Source organism: Cytophagaceae bacterium (assembly GCA_016722655.1).
In the GTDB taxonomy this organism is placed as follows: domain Bacteria; phylum Bacteroidota; class Bacteroidia; order Cytophagales; family Spirosomataceae; genus Leadbetterella.
Map to the genome: position 1 here is coordinate 1,132,846 of JADKIR010000005.1, position 16,675 is coordinate 1,149,520.

Genomic DNA, 16,675 nt, shown 5'->3' on the forward strand with positions numbered 1-16,675 from the left:
ATTTTTGCTAATGAAAACCCAAAAATAAAGACAATTTTCCATCGTTTTAAGTTTGATATCATCTAAAAATAAACTGGATTAGTTTTTGTTTTATCAAGTATCAACAAATACCACTTTGAAATGAAGTTTTTCAATAGTTTTCTGTTTCTTATTTTCTTTTTATCTATTCAAATAAATGCTCAGGACAAAAAAGCTCTGCAATATTTCGAAAAAGGCAAAAAGGATTTCATGGAACGGAATTATGAATCAGCCATCAATAATTTCAATAAATATTTTGAGAAAGATTCCAGCCTTCAGGAGGCACATTTCAGAATGGGACAAATCTATGAGTCGTATAAAAATCAATCCAAAGCGACTTTTTTCTATAAAAACACTATAGCCAAAGACTCTGTAAAAGTAAACTATGTGCAAGCATACACCTATCTTGGATCGAGGGCATTGGAAAGTCATAATTTTGATGATGCAAAAAAATATCTCACTGTCTCACTTCAAAACACCAACAAGAATTCGATTATTTACCAGCAATTGCTAAAGCAACTCAAATCGGTAGAGTTTGGGCTGGAAGCCATAGCCCATCCGCTCAATATTAAGCCTGAGCCTCTGGAATCTGTTATTAATTTTAAGGATAAACAATATTTTCCGGTGCTAACCGCTGACAACCAAACGATTATATTCACGGCCAGAGATGAAGCTGCCGATGAAAACATTTACCTTTCTATAAAAAATAATGATCAGTGGTCAAGGCCAAAAAGTATAGCACAGGAAATAAATACACCTTATAATGAAGGTACCTGTAGCATTTCTGCCGATGGAAAAATCATGGTTTTTACTTCTTGTGAAGGCCGGGAAGGTTTTGGAAGCTGCGATTTATTTATCACCAAAAGAGAAGGAGATCAATGGTCCACACCCAAAAACCTGGGCGAAAATGTCAATTCAAAATTTTGGGATTCTCAGCCTAGCCTCTCCTCTGACGGCTCCAAACTGTTTTTTTCATCTGAAAGACCATTCGGACAAGGAAAAAAGGACATCTGGATGAGCCAATTGGATGAAAACGGACAATGGATGAAGGCCATAAACCTGGGGCCGGGTATTAACACCAACCTTGACGAAGTCTCCCCATTTATTCATGCCAATGGTTTTTCACTCTTTTATTCGAGCAACGGTAAACCCGGACTTGGCAAATTTGATATTTACCTGACTACCATCAAAAACCTGAAAAGTATGGAATCGGTAAATTTAGGCTATCCGATCAATACTCCCGATGACGAACTCTCTTTGTTTATTACCGCCGACGGGCAGTCTGCTTATTATTCTGTGGATAAGGAAAACACTGTGAAGCTTTATAAATTTACGATTCCGGTTGAGCTTTCCGACAAAATAGACCGAACGTTTTATCTGAAAGGGTATATTCTGGACCAAAAAACCCAAAAGCCTCTTTATTCCAGTATAGAATTGGTAAATACCATTACCGGTCAGAGGATCTCAAAATTCCTTTCTGACCCTATCACTGGTGATTATATGGTGATTTTGCCGGGCGATGGTGAATATGTGATGTATGTAGAAACCCCGAATTATTTTTTCAAAAGTGTGAAATTTGATTTTTCAAGAAAAACCTCTTCCAATCAGTTGGATATATATTTACAAAAAATTGAAAAAGATGCTGTAGAGGTTCTTCAAAACATATTTTTTGATAGTGGAAGCTCTGTTTTAAGAAAAGAATCAGACATAGAATTGAATAAATTGAAGGATATTTTAAGTAAAAACCTGAATCTAAAAGTGGAAATATCTGGTCATACTGACGATATTGGTAACGATGCTTTTAATCTTGAATTATCAAAAAAAAGAGCTCATTCTGTAGTTGATTTTTTGGTAAATGCAGGCATAGGAAAAGATAGAATCAACGCAAAAGGCTTTGGAGAAACCCATCCTAAAGCCAAAAATGATTCAGATGAGAACCGTCAGTTGAATCGAAGAATAGAACTTAAATTTTTATAAAACCCATTTTACATAAAAAAGAAACTAAAAGTTGAATTGTAACATTTGTCATGGAATTCAGCCTTTAAATTCTGAACTTTGCAGCCGGAATTTTGATTTAATTAGAAAGAACAAATAAGTATAATGACGCAAGAAAACGTAGAAATTTTAATATTGGGCTCAGGCCCTGCAGGTTACACAGCTGCTATTTATGCCGGAAGGGCTGGTTTAAAACCCGTAATGTACCAGGGAATGCAACCGGGCGGTCAGTTGACAATCACCAACGACGTCGAAAATTTTCCGGGCTACCCTGATGGAATCCAGGGGCCGCAAATGATGGAAGACCTACAAAAACAGGCTGAAAGATTTGGACTTGATAATCGCTATGGAATGGCCACTTCGGTTGATTTCTCTACACCACTGGCACATAAAGTTATCATAGACGAAATGCATGAAATCACGGCCAAAGCGGTGATTATTGCCACCGGGGCTTCTGCCAAATGGTTGGGGCTGGAGTCAGAACAAAGACTTAACGGCATGGGCGTTTCGGCCTGTGCAGTATGTGATGGTTTCTTCTATAGAGGCAAAGATGTGGCCATAGTAGGTGCAGGAGACACAGCTTGTGAGGAAGCACATTATTTATCGAAACTTTGTAAAAAAGTAACCATGTTGGTGCGTAGGGATGAATTCAGAGCCTCGACCATCATGCAGGAAAGAGTAAAAAACACTCCAAATATCGAGATATTATTTAATACCGAAACAGAAGAAATTCAGGGCGAAAACGGAGTAACAGGCGTAAGGGTAAGAAACAAAGTGAGCGGTGAAATCAAAGAAATTCCACTTGACGGTTTCTTTGTAGCCATAGGTCACCAACCTAATACCGATATTTTCAAAGGATATCTTGATATGGACGATGCCGGGTATCTGATTGTAGAAAAAGGAAGTTCAAGAACCAATATTCCGGGGGTATTTGCTAGTGGTGATGCTCAGGACAAAATCTACCGTCAGGCCATTACAGCTGCCGGTTCAGGATGTATGGCGGCACTTGATGCGGAAAGATATTTAGGGGAATTTCATTGAGTAACGAATTAGTACAAAAAAGGGTGGCAAGTCGGTGATTTGTCACCTTTTTTTAGTTTATGTCCAGAGTTTCGGTCTTTGTCAATTTTTTACCGGAGGCGGAAATAGAACTAAGCATCACAACAATTTTCGATTTCTTTTTTTGCAAGAAATTCACATTTTCACCTTCAAATTTTTTCCCATTTATTTCCCAAAAATACTTATAGCCTGAATCCGGATTTTTGACTTTTAAGTCCACTTTACTCATTCCTGATTTTTGGGAAATAGAAACGAAATCAAACATGGGTGCTTGCATAAATCTCCCTTCTTTATTGAACTCGACTTCCATAATATACTCATTTACAAGAAAATACATAATACCAGAAGGTGAAACCACAAAAGAGGAAATTTTTCCGTCGAGGGAATTAAAAACAAAAGGCTCTGTTGATACCAAATCCGAATTTCCGATATAGGTATCGACTGAAATACCATTTTCTGAATTCAGGTAAATCCTCTTTTCAAAATAATAATCCGGAAAAAAGAAATTTTTAGCATGTGAACTATCTGGCCTGGCAAAAAAAGAATTAAAAACCGGCAAAGAAGACGCTGCCTGAAAATCATCCCAATACAGTTGACTGTTAAGCTTAAGTTTTTTTGCTAAAAAAGTAGTGGAAGTGTCTCTAAAATATGCATAAAGGCTTTGATTTGCCAAAAATTCAGGATCTAAACTGAGCCCTAAAGCTTCACCGATTCCGGGAGTAATTCCCATGTTTTGTATCGTTGAGTTTTTCTGATCGAAAACTAAAACACTATCATTTTTTGCAATTAATAGTAGTTTTTCATCAGGTAATAGCAGGATTTTATGCACTTCTTTGGGGACTTTTATCAGCGTATCCATTTTAAATTGACTTTCCAGAGGGAGCGTTGATTCAATTTTTTCCAGTTGATTTTTAGAATTAAAAACACTCAATAATCCACCAAAAAAATGCTTTCTGAAATTCTGATTTTGCAGATTTATGGTATCAGGAGTAAAAACCGTATAAAATATTTTGCCACCATTTTCTGATTGTCCTGTCCAGGCCAGATTGTTCCCTGAAAAATCCATCAATACCGGATTCAAATTTTTTGCAGGTTTAAAACCGCTCATTTTCGAATTATCCAAGGTCCAAATGGGCAATTGGTCAGTTCCACCTACTGATTTCAGGGTAATTATTTCTCCGGAAAAGATTTCATTTGGAACATTTTTTTTGAAACCCAATGCATTGCCAATCCAATTCCAGCGATATTTTTCTTTAACCGTAAAACCGCAAGCCATCAATCCTCCACCGTTTTTCAGGAAGTTCACCAAAAGGTTATTTTGCTTAATATCCAGTAAATTTTCATCAAAATCTAAGAGTAAAACTGCCGAAATTTCATTGATATTTTCGGTAGTGATTTTTTCCTGAAAGTCTAAGTGGACATTATTTTCAAAGGCATATTTTTTTAAATTTAACTTTATTTCAGAATTATTTAGGCTACTTAAAACCAATACCTTTACTACCTGAGCACGCACCTCAAGAAAAGAAAGAAAAATAAAGAAGACCACCAGTTTCTTCATATTTTGCCAAGAATTATTTGTAACATTTCACCTGTTGAAAGTTCTGCAGGTAGCCAGTTGAAATGTATCCCGTTTTTTTCCATGCTTCTGAAATATGTCATTTGTCTTTTTGCGAAACGATGAATTTCGGTTTCAAGTTTGACCAGCATTTCATGGAATGATAGTTTATTTTGCAAATAATAAGATATGTATTTGTATTCCAGCCCATAATATTGCAAAGTTTCATGAGAAATTCCGTTTTGCAGCAAGTTTTCAACTTCAGCTATTAAACCTTCATTTTCTAACCTGTCTTTCAGTCTTTTAGAAATATTGTCCCGGCGAACTGAAACTGGTGGATTCAGTCCAAAAACTACAAAATGGTATTTTGCTTCATTTTTTTTAAATTCAAAATCAGGATTTTTAGAAATATATTCAGCAATTTCAATACCTCTGATAAGTCTTTTGGCGGTAGATTGATCAATATTTAAATCCAGATTATAAATAAGATACATAAATCTGAGCTGTTGAATGGTCATTTTTCCCAGTCTATTTCTCAATTCTATGTTTTCAGGCACCCGGGTATATTCTTTTTCCGATAAAATACTGCTCAGATACAAGCCGGTACCACCACAAATTACCGGCCGGCTGTTCTCTCTAAAAATCTTTTCGATAGCTATCGGGTAATCCTCCTGAAACCTCGCCAGATTGTATTTTTCACCGGCATCCAATATATCAATCAAATGATAAGGGATATTTTTACCATCAAAAACGTATTCTTTCAGATCTTTACCAGTACCGATATCCATTCCCCGATAAACCTGCCTGCTGTCAACACTTATCACCTGGCCATCAATTTTTGCGGCCAGAGCCACAGCCAGTCGGGTCTTACCCGATGCAGTAGGACCAAGTATAATGGGGATAGTTTTATGGTTAGAATCCATTTTTAATAAATTTCAAGCTCCCCGAATTATACACATCAAAGTCATCTGCTTTCGCAACGGGTATTCGCTCATTATTATTTCCCATTTTATAAAATACCGGCCCGGTACTTTCGATAAACTTAAAACCCATTTTTAAAAAATTTTGCCCATCAGACCAGTCAGCATCCACATAAGTCATGATATTTCCAGGCTTCTTTTCATTTACAAAAAAACGCATCAATTTTGAAAATCCACCGACAATGTTAAAGTAAGGCAGCGTTCCAAATCGCACCAATTCAAAAGAATTAACGATTTCTGTCCCGAAATAATACTTTTTCGCAGCTGAAAAAGTCATGACAGCAACCAGGATTTCTTCTTCATTATCAATAAATTGGAAGTCATTTTTTAGTAATCTGAAATATTTATTAGGTAAAAATAAGCCATATTTTAGCTTTGCTCCCGTTGATTTTTGGAGATGATTGAGATTTAAAAAATCATCTGACACCAATTTGGTTATTCTTTTGACCTTACAAACCCGGGCCGGAAGCGTAAAATTGAGTCCAAAACGGGATTTCAGCCTTGATTTTATAATTTCTGGTGCTAAATCCCATTGGTCTTTCCAAATTCTAATGGTTTTTGGATCAAAAAATAAGGTACTATTTTTAAATAAAAACCTTATCGACAAGTCCATCTCCGGTACTTTCCAGAAAAAAGGCTCTTTTTCTTCAAAAACAAGATTTGCCGATAATTGAAGGTCAGAAATAAATTGTCTGAAAGAATCCGAATTGGTCTTAGTTACAGAATTTGAGATGATATAAAAATTTTATTCAAAAATAAACGTTTACTATTTCAAACTGGCAATATTATTGGAATAAAATTACCCAAGAGCTTTATTATTAATTAAAAATCAATGGTTTATATGAAAATTGCTTACAGAATCTTATTCATTTTGAGTATTTCAGCAAGCATAAGTCTGGCACAATCAAGCAATTACCTTAAAGAAGAGGCGGATGAATATTTCAAAGCCGGGAGATATTGGGATGCATTTTTTCAGTATAGAAATATTTTAAAAATACCTGAATATCAAGGTGATGCAAATATTGAATCTCAGATTAGCAATAGCTCAAGGGCCATGTATTTATGGAAAAAAACACTGGATTATAAGGCATTTCGTAAATATGACATTGCCAAGCAACACATGACTGAGCTAATTGTGATAAATCCTTATGACCCAAACAGAGGCATGTTACCAAGATTATCACTTGAGCATGCTTCGGACCTTCAAAGGATGGCTGCCAGTCAAAGGACTTCAGAAGCACGTGCCGATTATCTTAAAAGGGCAATCGGGCTATATCAGGCAGCACTTGACGAGGGGCTGAAAGATGAAATGGTATTTTCTTTGATAAAACAATGTGAAAATGCCCTCGAAAAAAGTAAATATGACAAAGTTAAACAGCCGACTTCTTACGGAATAAATTTTGAAAAAGAAAAGAAAATAGAAGAGGAAAGGACACGAAGTGTTGAAATTATTAAGGCTAAAGAGAAAGACGGAGACAGCCTATAAAAAAACCGAAAGCCAAAAATATGACTTCCGGTAAAAATATAACAGAATAGTAAAGGGTTAAATACTAGTTTTTTAACATAGAATTGGACAGTCTCACAGATAACTTGGTGATCATTACCGGGATAATACTGACCAAAATCAAAACTGTTCCCAATCCTAAAATTGCCCCGATGTGGGCAAAAACTTTCCCCATTGATAAAATACTTAAAATCAATCCTGAGCTAAAAGGCAAAGAAAACGCCAGAATTAATACGGCAAACTCTACATTAAATGTTCGTTTTTCCTTTGCAATTCCAAGATGATCTTCTTTGATATTAAATGCTGAAATATGAGCAAAAGGCCAGAAACTCGCTGAACTTAAAGGTATTACCAAAGCCAACAAAGTAAGTGTTGGGTCTGAAATTTTGAATAAAACTATAACCAGTGCACTAAAAAGTACACTTACTCCGGCTCTAAAAAACAACAGGCTCACAATCACTCGTTTTTTGCTTTGTTTTAACTCTACCGCTAATCCAATGAAAATCAGGATCAATGGAGTCATCATGGCACTGGTTTTATCGAAAATGTCGGTAACCAGACGGGGAAGCGAGTCATATCCAATTCCTATTGAAAGCAAGAAAATAGCTACGAAAATTATAGAATTAATGGGTTCCCTGATCAGGCTTACCAAAAGACTCCTGATTTTACTCCACATATTTGATTTCTGACCTTTATTTTGTTTGAGAAATAAATTAAGAGCAAAAATATATAGAAAAATTAGCACAAAAACTTTGTTTCCCACATCGGCCATAGCGGCCATTGCAAGACTTTTTTGACCTAAAAACTCTGCAATAAATGGAAAAGCGGACAATCCTGGTGCCAAAGAAGGCATTAACATAAGAATGGTGCGACCTGTAGAGCTATCCTTCTCAATCGTAAAAAAACCTAATACCGGAGGAATCACATAAAAGATGAAAATATTAAAAAGTATCGTAATCAGAGGTACAATCATCAATGATTTGTCCAAAGGGACTTTCATTAAAGCTGTAAATATGGTGGCCGGAAGAGCAATGGTCAAAACCAACTCTTTTATTCCTCCAACCATCTCTTTTGACTTAAACTTTGATCTCAAAAAATACCCGAGGGCTATCAACAATATGAGTACAAGTGATTTTTGTAAAGCCTCGCTCATAAAAAAATTGCTTTAATGATGAAAAAAATAATATCAACAGACCGGCTTTTCAGTCGGCCTGTTTTAAGAGCATTCAAAAAAAATCTTTAAGAAATCTCGCCGAAAGATTTAACAAAAAGCTTCATCTCGTCCATTGTTCCGATGCTCACACGGCAATAGTTTTTGCCTTGAATCTGAAATGCCCTTACACCTACCCCTTTTTCCGTCATTTTTTTGAGCATCTCTTTTCCATCCATATTTATCGGAAATAAAATGAAATTGGTATAAGATGGAATGTACGAATAACCCATTTTCTTGAGCTCAGTGTACACATAATCTTTGGCCTCGGCATTGAGTTTGATACTCATATCCTGAAACTCTTTATCGTCGATTGCAGCAGTTGCACCTAAGATCGAAGTGTAAGAAATCCCCATGCCACCGCGGGTGATTTTATTGATATCTTCCAAAAATGATGGTAATGCTGCAACATAACCTACTCTAATACCTGCCATTCCCATTACTTTGGAGAATGTACGGGCGATGATAACATTTTTCTTTTTTCCAAGAAGTGATACCATAGATTTGGTTTTTCCACCTGCCAGCTCAAGATAGGCTTCATCAATAAAAATTGGCACTTTTTCAGAAACCCTCGAACAGAAATCTTCCAATTCCTGTGCGTCGGTAAGTGCCCCTGTTGGGTTATTTGGGTTACAGATATAAACCAGTTTGGTTTCTGAGTCGATGGCAGCTTCCATGGCTTTCAGGTCATGCGACCAGTCGTTTTTACACGGCACAGCCTTCCATTTTGCTCCAACTGATTCGGCAACTTTTATCAACGACATATAGGTAGGATCAGCCGAAACAATATTTCCGCCTTTCATAAACAACACAATAGCCACTTTTTCAAGTAAATCTGAAGAGCCGGGTCCCATCATAATATGGTCTGGAGTAACCCCTTCTTTTTTAGAAATTTTGCCGATCAGATCAGCCATTTCTTTCCAGGCATATCTGTTTCCTCCTACCACAGCTTCCTTTATGGCATTCTGAGCACTCATCGGAGGGCCGTAAGGGTTTTCGTTGGCATTAAGTTTGGCAAAAATTCCTTTAGGAAGGCCTGAATTATTTGTAAAAAACTCTTTGGTGTCAGGTCCCAGAATAATATTATTGTTTTTATCAAGAGCCAAAGGTGTATTTGCAAAAGCCCCTTCAAATAAATGGGGAGCGGCTCCTACAGTACCCAATGTCAACAATCCTTTTCTAAGCCAGTTTCTTCTGTTAATTTTTTGTTCCATTTTATTTTAGTTTAAAATTTAAATATTTGATGATTGGGAAAAGTTTTTTAATAGTTATTTACCTGTTACGATAAAGAATTTTGAAAAAGCAACATCTTTATAAGTGCCCGAAGCCATTAATTTTACTGAGCTGCCGGCTTTGGGTGATGAGATGCCTAAACTCGACCAGGTTGCTGACAAACTTGCCACCCCAGAATCGTCGGTTTGTACCTCTTTGATCAAAGTTCCGGATCTCAGCTTAAATGCTATTTTCAGACCTTTTACAGGTATCGAATCTATTCCAACTTTATCATCCAGAATTCCGGTTTTATCTAATTCCAAAACTTTAACTTTCAAAGCAGCATCCACAGAAGCCGGAACACTTACGGTAGGTTCGGTAGTGAGGCCATTTGAAGGAACCCCGTCACTTCCAATTACAGATACCAAAACCGGTGAAACTACCCTGGCGACAAACGGATCCTCTACCTCACACGAAAGAAGTACAACAGATAAAAGGCTTATTACTAATATTTTAATTTTCATATTTTTCATTTTCAAAAAATTTAGCTTAAAAAAATCTATTTTTCTGTCCACCATAATTTGGCCTGCATATTGTCAGTCCCTATGAGTTTTATACCCTCGTCAAGCTTGGCTTTATTTAGCGAATATTCTGTAGTAGGATAAGGAAGACGAGTTGGTAATATTCCCCCGTTTTCAAAAACTGCTCTCGGATCTTTTGCAGGTAAAACAGGATAACCGGTACGACGATATTCGGTCCAGGCTTCTACACCCTGACCAAACAAGGCTATCCATTTTTGCTCCAATATTTTCTCTTTGTTTATGTCACCCACTTTTGAATAATAATCGGCAGAAAAAGGAGCACCAAACTGGGAAAAAGAAGCTTCAACGCCTTTTTTGAAGTAAGAAGTAGCGTCTCCACTGATGTCACCATCGATTGTGGCTTCGGCCAAATCAAGCATCAATTCAGAATATGTCATTAACACACTGGGAGCTGATGCTTTAGTGAAATAGGTTCCAAGTGTTGCCGCAGAACTTAAATAGGTAGTGGCTATGGCATCAGGTAAGCCATTTGGAATGCCCTCAAACACACCTTTAACAGGTGTTCCAAATACCGAAAGTCTGGAATCTGAAAGGACAGAAAGCTTATCAACTAAAGTTTTGCTAAGATTCCAATCGGTACGACCGCCAACTATCATTACCTCATTCCATTCATTATTTGATGGTCTGGAGTCGGTGTTTTTTAAAACTGCGTTATCATCATTGGAAGTAAAAATGGGATATTGAGCCGGAGAGCCTAATATTTCGGCTAAAATGGCTTTTGATTCGGCAGGTTTTTTCCCAGCCTGACGATTAGCAATTCTAACTCTTAATGAATTGGCAAATTTTTTCCATTTCAGGATATCACCTGAATATAAAATATCGCCGGATACAGCTGGTCCGTTTACTTTAAGTTTTTCATTAGCTTCCTTCAGATCTTTCAATAATCCGGCATAAACTGCCTCCATTGAATCATAATCCGGCGTGTAAACTGGCTCCTCGGCGGTTCCTTTAATTGCATTACTATAAGGAATTGGACCATAGAGATCAGTAAGAAGCATAAAGGTCCATGACCGCATCACAATGGCAATACCTTCATAATTTGTATTAGGTATATTTCCATCAGCTTTGGATTGAGTAATAATCCTTTGGAAATTTACAAGGCCATCGGTATAAAACGACTTCCAGGTATTGTTATAAAAGGTAGGTGTAATACCATAATTATCCCCTTCGCTGGAGTAAATATTACGTGATAGATATTGCATCCACAACATCATACCATCGATATTCAGACGCTCAAATCTTACATTTCCACCCCAATATCTGTCAACAGTTTTTTCGATTGCATAAGGCAAAAGATACTGCGGAGATATATTGGTGGGGTTATTGGGGTCAGTATTTAGTTCATCAAAACTCTCGGTGCAGGCAGTCATGCCCAAAACCAATGTCAGGATGAATATTTGTATTTTATTTTTCATAGTAAATTCAATTTTTAATTATGATAATTAAACCTTAAAATCCAAGATTCAGATTAAAGCCCAGACTTCTGGAACTCGGAAGCTCACCATAGGCAAATCCTTGTGAATTCCCTCCAAATCGGTCCACTTCAGGGTCAATATGAGGGGTATTTTTGAACAGAATTGCCAGATTTCTACCAACTAATGAAACTTTGGCACTTTGAAGACCAATTTTTGAGATTATGCCAGCGGGAAGTTTATATCCAAAACTCACTTCTCTGAGCTTTACATAAGAGCCATCAAATATGGCGGCTTCATGATACCTGCGAGGGTTATTGTAAGCATAAAACTGATTTGCTGCAATCATGACATCATTGGGTACATAGTTAGGAGCATCAGCAGTACCAATATTCATCACCCCTTTTCCGATTACCCCTTCTTCCCTTCCAATTGCAGTTTCGGCATATTGTCCTGTCCAGCGAGCAGTACCTGTTCCTTCATCAAATAAATCGCCACCAAATTTCGCATCCAGTAACACACTGAGCGACAACTTTTTATAAGTGAATGTATTACTAAACCCACCCATCCAATCGGGTTGAATATTGCCCAAGGCTTTTGGAGTATTATCGACAACCGGCAAACCGTCTTTGAAAATAAGCTGACCATCAGGTGCATGCATAAAACCAATACCATAAAGAACCCCGTAAGGTTGCCCAACTTTTGCTATCGAAATAAGTCCCCTTCTCTCCTGCAAAGTATAGGTATCGAGTCCTTCGGCCAATTCAATAACTTTATTCTGGTTTTTAGAATAATTCAAACCTACCTCCCATTTAAACCCGGATATTTCAACAGGTGTACCACTTAATGAAATCTCTATACCTTTATTTACGATTTTTCCGGCATTAAGAATTCTCTTGTCATATCCACTTGCTTTAGATATCTCAACACCCAAAATCTGGTTTTTTGTGGCCTGATCGTAATAGGTGATATCGAGTCCAATTTTATTTTTCAAAAACTTCAAATCAAGACCAAATTCTAGCCCCGTTGTGATTTCGGGTTTTAATGTAGAATTTGAAATGGTAAGGTTTTCATAAAATTGAGGTATGCTACTATTCCATGAACCTGAGGCTCTGAAAGTCTGAGCCAATTGATAAGGGTCGGCGTCATTTCCAACTTGTGCCCACGATGCTCTCACTTTACCGAATGTCAGAAGACTTTGTGGTATGCTAAAAAGTTCAGTAAAAACTGCACTTGCAGAAACTGAAGGATAGAAATAACTCCTGTCGATACTTGGAAGTGTACTAGACCAATCATTTCTTGCAGTAACATCTAAAAAGAGAGCATTTTTGTAGCCCATTTGTGCAGAACCATACAAGCTTTGAACCTGTGACTGTGTAATCGCACTAGCAACGGTGTTTTGGCTTGGGTTCGAATTTCCAAGGTTATAAACTCCGTCAACCACTAGCTCGCCTACGTTGGTAAAGTTTCTTTTGTAATAATTAATTCTTTGGGCACCTCCAGCTGAAGCAACCAATGAAATATCTTTTCCAAACATTCGATCATATGTAAAAAGAAAATCATGGTTGGTCTCCTGACTTCTGATTACTTCTTCTGAGTACCTGCCAGGCGTTTTGTTACCGTTCCTAACTCTTTCAAAGTTGACAATATTGATTCTTGTGTCGGTCCACATATCGGTTCCGGTTCTAAAAATTCCCTTTAAGTGCTTTGAAAAAGTTGCTGAAAGTGAGATGTTACCCAAAATCCGGTCTTTGTCATTGGTATATGGCAAATACTCATTTAAGTAAAAAGGATTTGTGAAAAAAGTATGTTGCCAGTTAGCAGGGTCTGTGTCAGGTAATTTTCCAACCACTGCCCTTTGAATATGAACTCCGGCATACTCCTTATAATTGGCCAGTTGATCCCAGGAAATGTGCCTGTGAGACCAAATAAACTGGTCGCCACCCGTGAAAGTACGGTTTCCACCATTTTTCACATACTCACCTGAAGTATTGACCGTAAGATATTTATTTAATTTATAACCGCTATTAAGTTTGAAATTATGACGTGTGTAACCATTAAAAGCGGCAATACCTTTTTGATTTAGGTTGGCATAACTCAATCTGAAATTCCCTTTATCATTTCCTCCTGATAGTGCCAATGAATGCGTCATTGAGGTGCCGGTATCCCAAAATTCATCCCAGTTATTGGGTTGGGGGAGTAAAGGGGCAACCTCTTTCCCAGTAAACCATTGACGGACCAATCTTCCATCGAGGGGTGCTCCCCAGCTTTCATCTGTTCCGTCAGTTCCGGTCGTTTTTCCGGGCGAAACAGAACCATAAGCTGCAGCGTATTGAGAATAGGCATCGGGTTGAATCACTCCACTCCAACCGTCAGAATACCATGTACGGTAACCATTACCACCACCATAAGTATTCTGGAAATCAGGCTTTACCAAAGGTCTTTCCGCTGTAAAATTTGTATTATATTCTATACCTAAACCCTTTGTACCTGCTCCGTTTTTTGTAGTAACCAAAATCACCCCGTTTGCTGCTCTTGAACCATATAGAGCAGCTGCATTTGGACCTTTTAAAACTGAAATTTCCTTAATATTGTCAGGGTTGATCTCTGAAATACCACCTCCAAACTGTTTGTCAAACTGTTGTTGCATTGGCACTCCATCCACTACAATCAGGGGTTGGTTATTTCCTGATACAGAACTTGCCCCCCGGATCTGAATCGTAGAGCCACTTCCCGGGCCACCATTGGAGCTTATTCTCACCCCGGCGATTTTGCCTGAAAGCCCATTGGCAACGTTTGATGATCTTGATTCAGTCATACTTTCGCCTTTGATTTCCTGTTGGGAAAAACCCAGAGACTTTTTTTCACGGGATATACCCAATGCCGTAACCACCACTTCCTGAAGTAGTTTTGAGTCAGTTTCGAGTTCCACAGCATAATCATTTGTATTTGTAATGATTACTTCTTTGGTATGGAAACCAATTGCACTAAAAACCAATGACTTGCTTTCGCTGCTCAGCCTTACGGTAAATTTTCCCTGTGCGTCTGTCACTGCACCATTTGCTGTTCCTTTAATTAGAACCGAAACTCCAGGCAAAACGCCCTCTGAAGCCGAACTTACCACTCCGGTAAGTGTTCTTCCCTGGGCAATAACCCCAACAACGGAAGACATCAAGACAAAACTAAATAGTAGTAGTTTTTTCATAATTCTTTGGTTTTTGTTTGAAAAAAAATCCACCAAAACATAATCATTCTGTTTCCCCGACCGCTCAGAGGCAAAATAAACCATGCCCTGGTGGAAAGTCTTTTGTGAGTATCCTCACACACTCTTCAAAGTGGCTTATTGCCGTACTACAATTCTAATTTTTCCGCAATTGCGAAATGAATAATAAGTGTGGAAAAAAGCTATTCATTTATTGCGGTCGGGAATGAATAACGAAGAATAAATATTGTATTATTTTAATATTTATGACCAATATTATATTTTCAAAAAATCACTTCCTAATATATCAATCAAAAAACATATATTTTTTATGTTTTCTGTAAAAAAATATAATATTCTATTGCTTTTTTACAATTTTTAAAATTTTCATACATATTTTCCATATTTCTACGTATTTTATTTGATACAATTTTTAAATACTTTTAAACCTACTTTCTTATATTTTTATTTTTTTATTTACTTATATCATTTTTTTCAAACCTATTTATTGTCTTTTTTATTTTTTATATCAGGTTTTTATACTTTTTAAAACATGTTAAATTTTTGACATTTATATAATTTTTACTATATTTGCACAATACTTCATTTTCAATACCAAACAGCAGGCCTTTAAATTTCAATAATTTAAAGGCCGTTTTTTTTAATGTTTTTTGAAATTTGAGATTTGAAAAGTATCTTTGAAAAATAGCCATTAAACAATCTGTGGAAGTCTCTTCGCTTTTAGGACTTTTTAGTATAAGTTTTTTCTGGGTACTTGGAATTTATTTCTTGTTTGCCGGAAGAATTTCACATTGGTATATGGGGAGTTTTCTGTTAATTCAGGGGCTTGCCAACGCCATACTTTGGTTTAACCTGACACCTACAGTAAAAGCTTTCCCATTTCTGATTTTTGCGGCTATTCCGTTGAGATTTTTGTGGGGTCCGTTTCTGTTTTTTTTTATAAAAGCATTTCTTGAGGATACCATCAGGAAAAATACCCGGTATTATCTTCATTTTCTACCTTTTATATTAATAACGATTTTTCTGGTTATCCAATACTTCAGTCTCCCACAAGCAGACTTACCTCATATTGTCACTGACAAAGTATGGCTATTTAAGAAAAACAGATTTATAAATATTCTCATTTTCCTGCAGAACGTAAGCTATATCATTTATTTGTTGATTTTTATATTCAAATATCAAACCAAGCTGTCCAAACAAAACTCCAAAACGGAAAGAATCAGGCTTAACTGGGTTATTAATATTTTAGTTATGCTGGCAGGTGTACATTTTCTTATACCAGTTGTACTAAATTATATAGGGCCTTTGTATTTCAAATATTTGTTTGTGATCCATATCCCGCTACTAAGTTATGTAGCCTGGCATTTGATTAAGACTCCCGCTTTATTTCAAAATGAAGAAAAAGGTGAAGATGAAAAACTAGTTCCAGCAACCGTAAAAGATGAGAAGATAGAAAAGATTCTGACTGACATCATGAGCAATCAAATGCCATTTCTCGACACTGAGTTTTCAATTAAAAAACTGGCCCACCTGGTGAATATCCCCGCCTATCAACTATCAGAGATTTTGAATCGTCAATTTGGAAAAAATTTCTCTGAATTTACGAATCAATACAGAATTGAGGAGGCAAAGCGTCAATTATTGACCCCGGAAAACTCACACTTAACGCTGGAAGGAATTGGTCAAAACTGTGGATTTAAATCAAAGTCAACTTTTTTTAGCGAATTCCGAAAAAGATGCGACAAAACACCTGCCGAATTCAGAAAACAACATAGTATTAGTAATCAATAGTTTACAAGATTTTACACTCGCAAAATAGTTCGAATTTATAAATCCGAACTTCACCAAAGATTGGATTTCCGTTAGATTTTTTAGTTTCGCATGTTTTCGATTCCAAACGGATTT

12 protein-coding genes are annotated in these 16,675 nt (G+C 36.8%); 4 read left to right on the forward strand and 8 right to left on the reverse strand.

Annotation, left to right across the window (positions count from 1 at the left end):
• Positions 1-120: 120 nt before the first annotated feature.
• On the forward strand, positions 121-1,995 hold the full coding sequence (locus IPP61_20780) for a PD40 domain-containing protein (protein MBL0327558.1): 1,875 nt from the start codon (positions 121-123) through the stop codon (positions 1,993-1,995).
• 123 nt (positions 1,996-2,118) lie between these two features.
• Positions 2,119-3,054: a thioredoxin-disulfide reductase gene (trxB, locus tag IPP61_20785; protein MBL0327559.1), complete on the forward strand. Its 936-nt coding sequence runs from the start codon at positions 2,119-2,121 to the stop codon at positions 3,052-3,054.
• A gap of 52 nt (positions 3,055-3,106) precedes the next feature.
• On the opposite strand, the gene IPP61_20790 is transcribed toward trxB, so the two are convergent.
• From IPP61_20790 to IPP61_20800, 3 genes are read right to left on the reverse strand one after another with little or no spacing between them, the layout of a single operon-like run.
• Entirely contained in the window at positions 3,107-4,630 is a 1,524-nt protein-coding gene (locus tag IPP61_20790) for a ThuA domain-containing protein (GenBank protein ID MBL0327560.1), read from the reverse strand.
• The gene (gene miaA / locus IPP61_20795; protein ID MBL0327561.1) at positions 4,627-5,550 is read right to left on the reverse strand and encodes a tRNA (adenosine(37)-N6)-dimethylallyltransferase MiaA; all 924 of its coding nucleotides are present in this window, start codon (positions 5,548-5,550) and stop codon (positions 4,627-4,629) included. Before miaA ends, IPP61_20790 begins: the two co-directional genes overlap by 4 nt.
• Complete coding sequence (locus tag IPP61_20800) at positions 5,540-6,220, reverse strand: hypothetical protein (GenBank protein MBL0327562.1); 681 nt, start codon at positions 6,218-6,220, stop codon at positions 5,540-5,542. The genes miaA and IPP61_20800 overlap by 11 nt, the downstream gene beginning before the upstream one ends.
• Before the next feature lie 228 nt (positions 6,221-6,448).
• Between IPP61_20800 and IPP61_20805 the strand changes: the two genes are divergently transcribed.
• Positions 6,449-7,093 (forward strand): hypothetical protein, encoded by a 645-nt coding sequence (locus tag IPP61_20805; GenBank protein ID MBL0327563.1) that lies wholly within the window; start codon positions 6,449-6,451, stop codon positions 7,091-7,093.
• 64 nt (positions 7,094-7,157) lie between these two features.
• Here the strand turns inward: IPP61_20805 and IPP61_20810 are convergent, their stop codons facing one another.
• The 5 genes from IPP61_20810 to IPP61_20830 form a co-directional block, all read right to left on the reverse strand.
• Positions 7,158-8,264 carry a hypothetical protein gene (locus IPP61_20810; protein MBL0327564.1) on the reverse strand — a complete coding sequence of 369 codons (1,107 nt, stop codon included), beginning with the start codon at positions 8,262-8,264 and terminating at the stop codon, positions 7,158-7,160.
• 86 nt (positions 8,265-8,350) lie between these two features.
• Positions 8,351-9,535 (reverse strand): histidinol-phosphate aminotransferase family protein, encoded by a 1,185-nt coding sequence (locus tag IPP61_20815; GenBank protein MBL0327565.1) that lies wholly within the window; start codon positions 9,533-9,535, stop codon positions 8,351-8,353.
• Positions 9,536-9,589: 54 nt separating this feature from the next.
• Entirely contained in the window at positions 9,590-10,057 is a 468-nt protein-coding gene (locus IPP61_20820) for a hypothetical protein (protein MBL0327566.1), read from the reverse strand.
• Positions 10,058-10,092: 35 nt separating this feature from the next.
• The gene (locus IPP61_20825; protein MBL0327567.1) at positions 10,093-11,550 is read right to left on the reverse strand and encodes a SusD/RagB family nutrient-binding outer membrane lipoprotein; all 1,458 of its coding nucleotides are present in this window, start codon (positions 11,548-11,550) and stop codon (positions 10,093-10,095) included.
• A gap of 34 nt (positions 11,551-11,584) precedes the next feature.
• A complete protein-coding gene (locus IPP61_20830) occupies positions 11,585-14,752 on the reverse strand; it encodes a SusC/RagA family TonB-linked outer membrane protein (protein ID MBL0327568.1) in 3,168 nt (1,055 codons plus the stop codon).
• 720 nt (positions 14,753-15,472) lie between these two features.
• On the opposite strand from IPP61_20830, the gene IPP61_20835 reads away from it, so the two are divergent.
• Positions 15,473-16,561 (forward strand): helix-turn-helix domain-containing protein, encoded by a 1,089-nt coding sequence (locus IPP61_20835; protein MBL0327569.1) that lies wholly within the window; start codon positions 15,473-15,475, stop codon positions 16,559-16,561.
• Positions 16,562-16,675: the final 114 nt, after the last annotated feature.